8 protein-coding genes are annotated in these 11,374 nt (G+C 61.1%); 7 read left to right on the top strand and 1 reads right to left on the bottom strand.

Annotated features, from left to right (window positions below):
* The first annotated feature begins 298 nt into the window (after window positions 1-298).
* The 3 genes from LX14_RS02150 (at window position 299) to LX14_RS02140 (ending at window position 6,413) form a co-directional block, all read left to right on the top strand.
* Window positions 299-2,356, top strand: a complete 2,058-nt coding sequence (locus tag LX14_RS02150) for an MrcB family domain-containing protein (RefSeq protein WP_253645638.1) — start codon at window positions 299-301, stop codon at window positions 2,354-2,356.
* Window positions 2,357-2,358: 2 nt separating this feature from the next.
* A complete protein-coding gene (locus LX14_RS02145; protein ID WP_253645637.1) occupies window positions 2,359-4,554 on the top strand; it encodes a DUF2357 domain-containing protein in 2,196 nt (731 codons plus the stop codon).
* Window positions 4,555-5,327: 773 nt separating this feature from the next.
* Window positions 5,328-6,413, top strand: a complete 1,086-nt coding sequence (locus LX14_RS02140; protein WP_372505234.1) for a GmrSD restriction endonuclease domain-containing protein — start codon at window positions 5,328-5,330, stop codon at window positions 6,411-6,413.
* A gap of 248 nt (window positions 6,414-6,661) precedes the next feature.
* Here LX14_RS02140 and LX14_RS02135 read toward each other — a convergent pair whose 3' ends face one another.
* Complete coding sequence (locus LX14_RS02135) at window positions 6,662-7,396, bottom strand: DUF4145 domain-containing protein (protein WP_505011333.1); 735 nt, start codon at window positions 7,394-7,396, stop codon at window positions 6,662-6,664.
* A 396-nt stretch (window positions 7,397-7,792) separates the two neighbouring features.
* On the opposite strand from LX14_RS02135, the gene LX14_RS02130 reads away from it, so the two are divergent.
* From LX14_RS02130 to msrA, 4 genes are all read left to right on the top strand, one after another.
* On the top strand, window positions 7,793-9,397 hold the full coding sequence (locus LX14_RS02130) for a DUF6119 family protein (RefSeq protein WP_253645635.1): 1,605 nt from the start codon (window positions 7,793-7,795) through the stop codon (window positions 9,395-9,397).
* A 534-nt stretch (window positions 9,398-9,931) separates the two neighbouring features.
* Complete coding sequence (locus LX14_RS02125) at window positions 9,932-10,201, top strand: hypothetical protein (RefSeq protein WP_253645634.1); 270 nt, start codon at window positions 9,932-9,934, stop codon at window positions 10,199-10,201.
* Between the two features lie 148 nt (window positions 10,202-10,349).
* Entirely contained in the window at window positions 10,350-10,820 is a 471-nt protein-coding gene (msrB, locus tag LX14_RS02120) for a peptide-methionine (R)-S-oxide reductase MsrB (RefSeq protein WP_253645633.1), read from the top strand.
* Window positions 10,817-11,365, top strand: coding sequence for a peptide-methionine (S)-S-oxide reductase MsrA (msrA, locus tag LX14_RS02115; protein ID WP_253645632.1), 549 nt, complete (start codon window positions 10,817-10,819; stop codon window positions 11,363-11,365). Before msrB ends, msrA begins: the two co-directional genes overlap by 4 nt.
* Window positions 11,366-11,374 lie beyond the last annotated feature (9 nt).

Raw genomic sequence — 11,374 nt, 5'->3', positions numbered from 1 at the left:
GCTGGAAGGAAGCCCGTCGGTCCGCAGCACTCAGGTTAGCGACACAGGGGCGACTTCTGACTCAGGCTGGTCAGGTCGGGTGCTTCTGGACCCAACGCCCCTGCTGGACCTGTCCTTTCATCGGAACAGAATGCTGCGCACGTGACGGAGGCGCACACGGAGCAAATGCCGAGCGGGCCTGGTCCTCGACCGATTCGCGTCTACGCGTTTCCTTGCGTACCACCACGAGTTGAAGAGGCTCTACTCATGTGGCGCGCCGACCCACAAATGGCCGCGACCTACATAAGGTTGTTTGCATGTGTTGGACGGTATTGATCTGATGGCCCTCGGAGTGCTGTCGCGAGACGCTATTGAGCAAGCGATTCGGGAGTACGACGACCTCGGCCGGGACGCGTTCCTAAGCAAACACGGGTTTGGGCGCGCTACGGCCTACGCCCTTGTGGTCGACGGCCGCGAGTACGACCCCAAGGCCATAGCGGGGGTCGCGTACGGACTCGACCATCCGGACGAAGGCACTCTGAAGAACACTGAGTTCAACGGTGGACACCAACTGCGCGCAGCCTACAAACCTGCTGGCTTCGACGTCATCCTCAAGACCGAGCCCGGCGGCAGGGCAGTTCAGTCACTTCTCGAACAGTTTATGGACGAGTACCGCGAAGCGCGCACGGGGAGCTTTAGCGGGTCGCACCCAGTCATGGCGACGCTGCGATCGCTGCAAGAGCGGATTGGACAGAGTGGACCGCTGATAGCTAGACCGCACGTAAAAGTGAAGGGATCTGTAGGTCTCGGGAACTGGGCCGCGGCGCCGTGGATTGCTCTGCTAGACGGCCGCGTCACTAAAACAACGCAAAGTGGCATCTACCCGGTTCTCCTCTTCCGCGAGGATATGTCGGGTGTGTACGTCACACTTGCGCAGGGAACACAAGAGCTAAAAAAGCTGGGACGCGATCACATGCTAAAGCAGCTTGAGGCGACCGCCTCGAGGGTAAGAGCTCTAGCAACTCCGGATCTCCGCAGTCGTTCGTTCATGGCGGACAACGCGATTTCGCTAGGGAACGGTACTCTTGCGCGGGATTACGCGGCCAGCACAATCGTCCACAAATTCTACGCCCGCGGATCCGTGCCTGACGACGCGGAAATCCTTCGTGATATTGATGCGGTACTCGATCTATCGGACAGCGCCATCGACAATGCTAATAAGCCAAAGGTGGAACGAGGGGGTGTGTCGTCACTTGCACAGATTGCGTCGGCCTTCCGAGATGCGGTAGATGCCTCGGGCCTTCGGGTTCGTACCGGGCACGGCGACCTCGTACTGACGCTCCTCGCGGCGTTGGTGACAAAACCGTTGGTGATGTTGGCTGGAATGTCGGGGAGTGGCAAGACTCAGCTTGCCCTCCGTCTCGGGGAGTGGTTTGGATCAGGGCCGAACGGCCGACGTTTCCTGCCGGTCGCGGTCCGTCCGGACTGGACTGGACCCGAGGCGATTTTTGGTTACGAAGACGCGTTGCGTCCACCGTTGAATGGTAGAGCCGCATGGTTCGTGCCCGACACTCTACGTTTCTTTCTGTCCGCGGTGGAAGAGCCCGATATGCCGTACCTGTTGTTGCTGGACGAAATGAACCTAGCGCACGTCGAACGATACTTCTCGGACTTCCTTTCCGGCTTCGAATCCCGTGACGCGGTTCTTCCGAATCTAGCGGTGGGGCCGGATGGTGAGTGGCGGTTAAAGAGTTCGGAAGAACGACTGGTAGCACTTCCTCGCAACATTTTCGTAATTGGAACTGTGAACGTGGACGAAACGACCTATCAGTTTTCACCCAAAGTGCTCGATCGTGCGGCGACCTTCGAGGTTCGAACCAGCACCGAAGATCTTTCCGATGAGATCGTCCGCCCAAGCGCCATCCCGTCCGCTGATGTCGCGCACCTACGCGGTATGGTCGAGCTCGTCCGGGACGACCGGTGGCAAGAAGGGACCAATCGGAGGAGTGCAGTGTCAGCCGCACTGCGCGATCTGCATAAACGACTCTCAGATACAGACGACGAGTTTGGCCACCGCGTGTTCTATGAAGCTTTGAGGTTCGCTGCAGCGCTCCAACAGCTCGGTGTGGCTGAGCGGAATAAGGCCTTAGATCTCATAGTCCTTCTGAAAATCCTGCCGAAGATTCACGGCTCACGGCGACGTGCCGAACCTGTGTTGAAATCTTTAGCCGCGTTCGCTGCTACACCGGATGCGGATGCGGATCAAGGCTTCGCCTTGAATGATTTAGACATGGCGGCATTGCCGCTGAGCGCATCAAAGCTGAGGCGCATGCTACGTTCCGCCGAAATCAATCAATTTGTGAGCTTCACGGATTAAGAATGATTCCAGCGGTGGTGGAGTTGATTGGGGATGGCGACCTAAGCGGTCGACTAACCATATCGAGCTTGCCGAGAGCTTCGTATCTCAACCCTGAGGTTGCTGCCGCGGGTGCAGTCGTTCTTCGAGAGGGCGGTGTCTACCGGTTCAAATTCGACCTATCCGAGCAAATTAGCAAAGTTGAGCCTTCCGAGCTATTTGACTTCGACGACAACTCTTTCGCCGCGGGCCGCCTCCTTCCAGGAGAGTCCGTCGGCGTCGTGTCGGTGATGGTCACTACTGCATCAGGTGAAAACTATCGGGGGCGGTTCGACGTACGCAGTGCAAAGTTCTCGGATGAACAGGCGTTCGGCCGGATGCTGGCGGATCTGGCGGAGCTTTCGATAGAGGCGATGCACCAGGGCTTTGCGCCGAGCTCGGGATTGTATGGAGGCGCGGCGGGCGACTCTCCGCGCTTGCTCTACCAGCAATTTGCGGTTCTGCAGTCCTTGCTTGCCGGATCTGATCTTTTGTGGGCCATCTCTCAAATACTTGCTGATCCACACCGGGCTTGGGAGTCCGTTCAGGAGCCTCGCCCTCCAGGACGTCCGTTGCGCGGGTCCTCTAGGTTGGGGGGTCAGCTCGGCCGGCCAGGAGCTCGGGTACTGACGCCGCGCGGGCCACTTTCTTCCATGCCCCGTTCTCTGCTTATCGACCGGACGGAAGAAACGGTTGACACGATCGCAAATCGCTTCGCCCGGTTCGCTTTAGAGCGGTGGCGTGCGATCGCGGTTGAAGTGGTTCGAAAAGCCGACAAGCTAGGAGGCGCGGCCAAACGCCGCGGCGTCGAGCAAGCGGGCGATCTGGTCGCTTTGCTTGATGAGGTTCTCTCCGTGCCGCTATTTCGAGAGGTCGAGCCGCTTTCGGTGTTCCCGGGTGACAACCAGGTTCTGCGTCGCCGTGAGGGGTATCGACAGCTATATGCAGCATGGGCACTGGTCGAAGGCACCGTCGGGCTAGACGTTGATCTCGAGGATTTGCTGCTCGTGTCGCGCAGGAGCGTTGCCTCCCTGTACGAATACTGGACCTTCACTCGGCTTGCCGACGCCGTTGCGCAAGCATGCGGAGGCCGCGATGTCGCAGCAGAGCTCTTTGCGGCGTCAGGGACCGGAATGTCGCTGGTGCTGAGGGCAGACGCAATGACGCGGCTCAAGTTCGAGACCGTCGTTGCGGGCCAGGCGGTGCTCATTGATTTGTTCTTTAACAAGGAATTTCGCGAGGCCAGCTGGACTCGTCCCATGCGACCTGACGCAAGCCTTCTCATTCGCGCTCCGGGTGGCCAAGAGACATGGCTCCACTTCGATGCAAAGTATCGGGTCGATTGGGCGAGTCCGTTTGAGACGGGCGAAGTGGCTGAGGAGGAAGACTCGGAGCGCCGTAGCGGGACCAGTAAGCGGACCGACCTTTTGAAGATGCATGCCTATAGGGACGCGATTCGTGCGTCGGCCGGCTCCTACGTTCTCTTCCCCGGTTCGAGAGCGGCCGAGTTCGCTTTCGCAGAAGGTGAGTTCTTACCCGGACTCGGTGCCTTTCCCCTGCGGCCCGACGAGAGCGGTCAGGACACGACTAGGCTTGCCGAGTTCGTCAATCGCTCGATTCAACATGTTGCTGCGTCAGGAACCCGATACCGACGGGCGACTTACTGGTCAGCGCTCGCTTATGCGGGTGAGGGGACAGACAACCCACTTGCTCAGCCGCCAGTCGGCGAGCTTCCTCCGGCCGACACGGGGGTGCTTCTCGGTTATGTGCGGTCTGATGCCCATTGGCGATGGATCCGCCATACGGGCCTTTACAACGTCCGAACTGGTGAGCGTAGAGGCGCGGTGGCTCGGGGTGAGCAAGCGCTGGACGGTCCCTTGATGCTGCTATACGGAGCCGCAGCCGAAGACTCGCAGTTGGCTCTTTGTGCCCGCGTCGGGGTGTGGGAGGGAGCCACCCGCAAGTCGCTAGAGCGGCTGGGGTATCCAGCGCCGAGAGGGGAGGCCTATCTGGTAGCCCGCCTCCAAGAGGTGGATGCTCCGGCATGGTTGCATCAAATCGACATCTCGCGATTGCTCCCAGAGGGCTGGCTGCGAGGCCGGCCTTACTCGACAACTTGGCTCGACGTGGTGCTGTCCACGCAAGGGTACGAGGGACCCGATTCACCCACACAGCGCTAGACCCGACTCGATTACCCGTCGGCGACGCCTCGATTTCCTTTCTGCAAGACAGTCCGGTCGGAGCGTCGCCAGTCAGATACCGAACCTTCCTGAATCCAATTCGGATTGTGTTCTCGCCAGGAGGCTGCCGCTCTGGAGGCACCAGGGACGTTCGATGAGGCGTCGGGTCAGCGTCCCCATGCGGATCCCGCTGCGACTCGCCACGCTCACCGTGCTGCGCGAGTTCCCCGTCCGAGCACCCCGCGCCGACGGCTCCGTGCGCGCCGCTGTTCCCGCCCTCCGTCCCACGCGGTTGAGGGCCCTCCGAACTACACCCTGCAGCGCCGCCAGTTGCTGGCGCCCGCCCTCTGAAGGCGGCGTCGCAGCGGCTGGCCGAGCGGACAGTAGAGCAAGCCGAGGAACGACGCGACTAAACTTCGCAGCCGCAACGGCACTCGAACTTCCTCAAGGCGGTAGGTCGCCCGGCGGTGCTGCGGGCCAACCGTGCCGCCACGGGGCGCGTCGTCGCCGGGCCTGAAGGTTTAGGCGCTGCACACTCATGCGCGCCCGAGTGATCCGGATCAAATTGATGTAACGGCGTGTGCGGCGTCACGTATACATGTGTTCGGGACACCTCGCGTCCCGCCTCCCTCGTGCCAGAAAGCCATCTATTCGTGTCTGCGCCCCCGCCGGATCTGTCCGGATTCAACTTTGACCGTCCCGGCGATCTCCCCAGCTGGCTACCGCCGCAGCCACCAAAGAAGCGCCGTAAGTGGCCATTCATTCTGGCCGCGGTGTTCGTGGCCTTCCTGATCATCGGGCTTGTCGCCCCGAAGCAGGAGACAGACACCAGCACCAAGACCGCATCGGCGGGCGCCGTCAGCACCTCGAGCACGCCGCCAGCGATGACCACCCCATCGGCGGCACCAACCCCGGAGCCGACGTTGGCGGTGGCTCCGGTCGCAAGGCCTGTGGATTCCGCAGCGCCTGCAAACGCTGCGCTCACCAAGCTCGAGTCGCTGCCGGTGAAGGGCCGGGCGCCGAAGACTGGGCACGGCCGGGAGATGTTTGGCCAAGCCTGGACCGATGACGTCGACGTCAAGTCCGGACACAACGGCTGCGACACCCGCAACGACATCCTGCGCCGAGACCTCACCACGACCACGATCAAGCCCGGCTCGCACGGGTGCACTGTGCTGACCGGGTCGCTGGCCGACCCGTATACCGGGCGAACAATCGCGTTCACAGGCGGAACTGCTTCGTCGGCTGTTCAGATCGATCACGTGGTGGCGCTGTCGGATGCGTGGCAGACGGGCGCGCAGCAGCTTTCGGCTGCGCAGCGCCAGGACTTCGCGAACGATCCACGCAACCTGCAGGCGACTGACGGTCCGACGAATGAGCAGAAGAGTGACGGTGACGCGGCGACGTGGCTGCCGTCGAATACGTCGTACCGGTGCACCTATGTCTCGCGCCAGATCGATGTCAAAGCGATCTACAAGCTCTGGGTGACCCAGCCCGAGAAGGACGCCATGATCCGCGTTCTGACCGGCTGCGGTGCGACACCGCCGGTGACGAAAGCCACCCCGTCCCCGGTCCCACCGCCCACGACCCAGTCTCGCGCGACGCCTCCGCCGGTCCAGGCTTACGTCCCACCGCCCACGAAGACGTATCAGGCACCGCCCCCGGCCGGCAATGATTACGGGTCAGGATGCGGTGGCAATTCGTATGTCAATTCTGACGGCAACTGCATTCACAGCCCGGTTGCCGCGAACTCGGCACCGGATGACGCGACCGCGCAGTGCGAGGACGGCACCTATTCGTTTAGCCAGCACCGACGGGGTACATGCTCCGGGCACGGCGGGGTAGCCGCCTGGTTATGAGCTGTGGAACGGCCGCCGCGCGGTCAAAGCCCAAAGCGAATCCGCAAAGCGGCCGATAGGATGAAGCGGTGTTTGGCGCTTATCTTCAATTAATTATTACACTGGCGCACGCACTATGGTCAACGCGAGAGTGCGCGGCTAGGCGCCAGCGTTTGTGTTTCGGGGCTTAGTTGCAACACTGCTAGACGGGCAAGACGCTCGGGCGCTGGTTTGCTGAGTTGTCTCATTGGCACGACGCTCCAGAACCCCTACGGGACAAGAGTCTTTGCGGCTACAATTCGGGCGGCTCGGGCGTGGATGGCCGCATTTGTTGCGTAAAGCACGCCTAGAGCCACTTCGATCATCTCGGCAGTGTCAAGTACATCGTCGGCCGTCATCCGACTGCCGCTGGCGTGGGTCCCGTCGTTTCCCACCCACTTAACTGCCTCAACCAGATCGCCGACTTCTGGGGACATATCCCGAAACAACAGAATGCGTTGGTGGAGCCGTAAAAGACATGGGCCCTTTTGTGTTGGTACACCCTGCTCCGTCAGCAGAGCCTCGAGACTGCGACGGAGTGATGTTGCAGCCGCACCTGGGTCTAGCCAAATGTGCTGCGCTGCGCGTAGCAGTTCCGAGGCAACGCTGCCTGGCGTGCCGGGCGGAGTTTCGAAGAGCGGCACCGCTAAAAAGAGCGTCCGCACGCGCAGCACATCTGTGTAACTGCCACGGATGTCGGCGTACTGAACGCCGTAGAGACCACTGACGGCTACAACGGCTTGGCATTTCGCCCGCGAACACTGAAGTCTGCCTACGAACACGGCCTCGATATCGGTCGGGTCGCCCCAGTCCTGCCAGTTCTGGTGCGTGTAGTCCCACTTGTCGTGCCGGATCTCGTCGGCGGGCATTGAAAGTCGACCGGAGCAATCTGGCCGGGGGCACGGCAGCGCTGGCCACTCATCAGAGTCGAACCACCTCGCCAAGTTTCGGATGTCGGTTAACATCAACGCTTCTTTCCGCGTATGAGACCCAGCCGCGACATGGCGGGCCATGCCATCAGCCGGATACTCGGCCTAGAGCACGCGCAGAGTCGATGGGCTGCGCACTTGATGAACGATGCTAGTTGACAGGCTGTCCTTGGGGGCGGCAATGCTTTTGAAGCGGCTCGAATGTTGCGAGCTCGGGTCAACAAAAGGTGCCTCGAGGAACTGGTGCTGCTGTTACGCGGGCGATGAGGCGAATCCAGGGCTGTAACACTGGGGCTAGTAGGTAGGTAAAACGGCCGGTATGATCTTCATCGCAGACGGGTGCCAGACCAAAGCGCAAGGGAACCGGCCTGCGATCGCCGTGGGTGCGCAAATCGCGCTTAGCAATTGACACCGTCTTCTGAAAGATGGCTTATGAACACGATGCGGTTGACGTTCCATCTGCTGAGGGACGGCGTAGTCGAGTTTGATGATGCTCGCGACCCCGACAAGCCCGGCCTTATCGCTGACCTCGATCCTTCTTCCGGTATCGACGGGCGCTTCTACTACACCGAGCCCCGGCCATCGGTACCACGGTGGGTGGGATTTGTGCAGCCCGCACTGCAAGCCAATTTGGTGACTGTGCGTTCTTCGTCGACGGCGGGACTGTTGCTTCTTAGAACGTCTGGACGCATGTTTGCGCTCACGTTTGGCTATGGTCGATCGCTTCTCGACTTGTCCAAAATCGAGTACCAGTTTGGCCTGCGGGTCGCACTGAATCGGATCGACCCCCGTCAGATCCGCGGCCTCGACACGAAAACGTTCGAAGACCTAGTTGTGTCGACTAGTACTCAAGCGAGCAAAAGCGCAGAGCTACCGACCTTCGGTGTCGATATCGCCACCGACATATTGCGAGCAGTCACTGGCGAGCCCCGCGACCGGGACTTCGCGACACGGATCGCTGGATCCGATTCGCTTATCATGGGTGTAAAGGAGCCAGTGTCCAAACTGCCCGAAATCTGTGATGACCTGCTCATCGCATTCGGTGCTGACGATTACAAGACGGACTTTGGATGGATCGATCAATTGTCCCAGGTGCGAGACCCAGGAGTGGTTTCGACATTGGACCAGCTTCTCGTAGACGAGTTGCGATCCGGGGCAGCGGCGAGTTCGCACCTTGCTCTGCCGGAGTCAATCGAATGGGCGGATGTCGACGGATTCACACTGGGGGGGACGCGAGATCACATTTACGACGAACTAGACCTTGATGAGTATCTCGAACGTCTTGGCGCGGACTGCGCGGTTATCTCTTTGTCGGTTCTCAAGTCACGTCACGTATCGGTGCGTTTTGGGAGATCCGGAAACTTCGATAAACGGTCAAGCATTTACCGGTGCCTCGTGTCGGAGCAGCGGATTGAAGACAAGCTGCACGTCCTGATCGAAGGCCGCTGGTTCGCAATAAGCTCTACGTTAGTTCAGGAAGTTGACGCGTTCGCAGAGTCCCTTCCAGGCGCGCGGCTCACATTTCCGCCTGCCAGATCTGGTGAAATCGAGTCCGCCTATAACGCGCGAGTGGCAAGTGTCTTTCCGGACGAAATTATCAACCTTGACGCGCGAATCCGGCGTCCCGGAGGAGCGAGTAGCGGGATCGAATTCTGTGACCTGCTGTCGAAGAATGGCGACTTAATTCATATCAAGAGAAAATCACGATCCTCAACCCTTAGTCATTTATTCGCGCAGGGTGGCGTTTCTGCTCTCACCTTTGTTAATGATGGAGTTTTCCGTGCGCGTGTTCGCGAGCTGATCGAAAAGCAGCTGCCGGATGCGCAACGCGCCAGCTGGACTGACTTGATCCCCGCCGGCGACGAAAGTGTCGACCGGTCTCATTACTGCATTACGTACGCTGTCGTTGCTAACTCTGAAAAGCCTGGTCGGGACTGGCTCCCTTTCTTCAGCAAGTTGAACTTAATGCAACAAGGGCGTCAGTTGCGAATGCTGGGCTTCGGAATTGCTATTGCGCGCATTCCTGTGCTGCGATAGTTTAATGTGGGTTCGATTATGCGGGAGCGTTTGAGTATGACAAAGCGCGTGGGCCGCAACTGAAGTCGCGACTGTCGCTCGCGTTGGGGCTTTATGGGAACGCCTTCATGGTTCAACATTTTGGGTACTGTCGATTTCCCAAGCCCCAGTTATGCAAGCTACCGCGAGCGAACTCTACCCCTCCGTCTGCAACTAGACGTCATCGCGTCGGTGCCGGTCAGTCGTGCGGGACGGAGGCGCTTACAAGGAGAAAAGCTCTGATCAACGCCATCCTTCCGCGGCTTGCGGCGTTGGTAATAGTGCTCGCGCGGACCGCCTCGGCTCGACTGCGGACGCCGAGAGACCCGGCGGTCGGGTTACCCGCGTGGGTGATCCCGCGCGGTCGTCGTTCGTTGTGGCAGATTGCGGAGGCATTAGCACCGCATGCCGAGAGGTTTGGCGTCGCTGTGATGTCGTCAGCGCGGATCGACGACGACCTGTGTTTTGTCGCCAAAATTCATCGGTTAGGTTGAGAACCGGAGTGCGTCGTAGCGGGTGGCGAACTGGGCGTTGATCGGTCCTGAACTCGAGGCGTCGCGATACTTGGAGACGCGCGACATCGAGCAGGTTCTCGCCGGTCGCCGCGACTATGATTCGCTGACCCCACTGGCGCAAGCCGCCGTGCGGGCGGAATGGGCTGAGCAGATCCATCGGCGCGTCGAGACCATCGATCTTGCCTGCGCATTCGCCGACGAGCGTCGCCCGTTCGTGGAGGTTGGCGTCGACGGGGCAGTTGTGGAGAGGCGGGGGACGCCTTCCGGGTGATCGCCCGGTTCGATCGTGGCCGATTGGTGGGAACGCCGAGGTGGCCGGAATGGACGCCGTCAGCGCTGAGGACCTGACGGGACCAAAACCGGGGCGTCGTTCGTTGAAGGGTAGGACGACGCAGCCAGCGTCGTCGGAGGAGGTTCTCTTGAACGCGCGTTACAGCAAGACCGACCAGGCCGTGAAGGCGTTGAGCCCCGACCAGTACCGGGTCACGCAGAAGGACGGCACCGAGCCGGCGTTCCACAACGAGTACTGGGACAACCACGAGCCCGGCATCTACGTCGACGTGGTGTCCGGCGAGCCGTTGTTCTCCTCGACCGACAAGTACGACAGCGGGACCGGCTGGCCCAGCTTCACCCGCCCCATCGAGGACGACGCGGTGACCACCAAGACCGACCGCAAGCTGCTGATGAAGCGGACCGAGGTGCGCTCGTCGTCGGCCGACAGCCACCTGGGCCACGTGTTCGGCGACGGCCCCCGCTCGGCGGGCGGGCAGCGATACTGCATGAACAGTGCTGCGCTGCGGTTCGTCCCCGCCGACCAGCTCGAGGAGCAGGGGTACGGCGAGTACCGCGCCCTGTTCACCACCACGACCACTGAGGAGAACGCACGATGAGCACAGACACCGGCCAGGTCACCACCCGTACCGGCACCGAGACCGCCGTCCTCGCGGGCGGGTGCTTCTGGGGTATGGAGGACCTGATCCGCCGCCAGCCCGGCGTCATCGCGACGCGCGTCGGCTACACCGGCGGCAGCAACGACCACGCCACCTACCGTCGCCACCCCGGTCACGCGGAGGCGGTGGAGATCGTGTTCGACCCGACGCAGACCACCTACCGCGACATCCTGGCGTTCTTCTTCCAGGCGCACGACCCGACGACGAAGGACCGTCAGGGCAACGACGTGGGGTCGAGCTACCGGTCGGCGATCTTCCCGCAGAGCGACGAGCAGGAGAAGGTCGCGCGCGAGACCATTGCCGACGTCGACGCGTCGGGCCTGTGGCCCGGGAAGGCGGTCACCACGATCGAGCCCGCGGGCCCGTTCTGGGAGGCCGAGCCGGAGCACCAGGACTACCTGATTCGTAACCCCGGCGGCTACACCTGCCACTACGTCCGTCCGAACTGGGTCCTGCCCAAGCGTGACGAGGCGACAGCCAGCTGATTCGCTTCA

It is taken from the genome of Williamsia deligens (assembly GCF_024171765.1).
Taxonomy (GTDB): domain Bacteria; phylum Actinomycetota; class Actinomycetes; order Mycobacteriales; family Mycobacteriaceae; genus Williamsia_A; species Williamsia_A deligens.
Note: the sequence above shows the minus strand (reverse complement) of the source record. Positions and strands in the feature narration are given on the sequence as shown.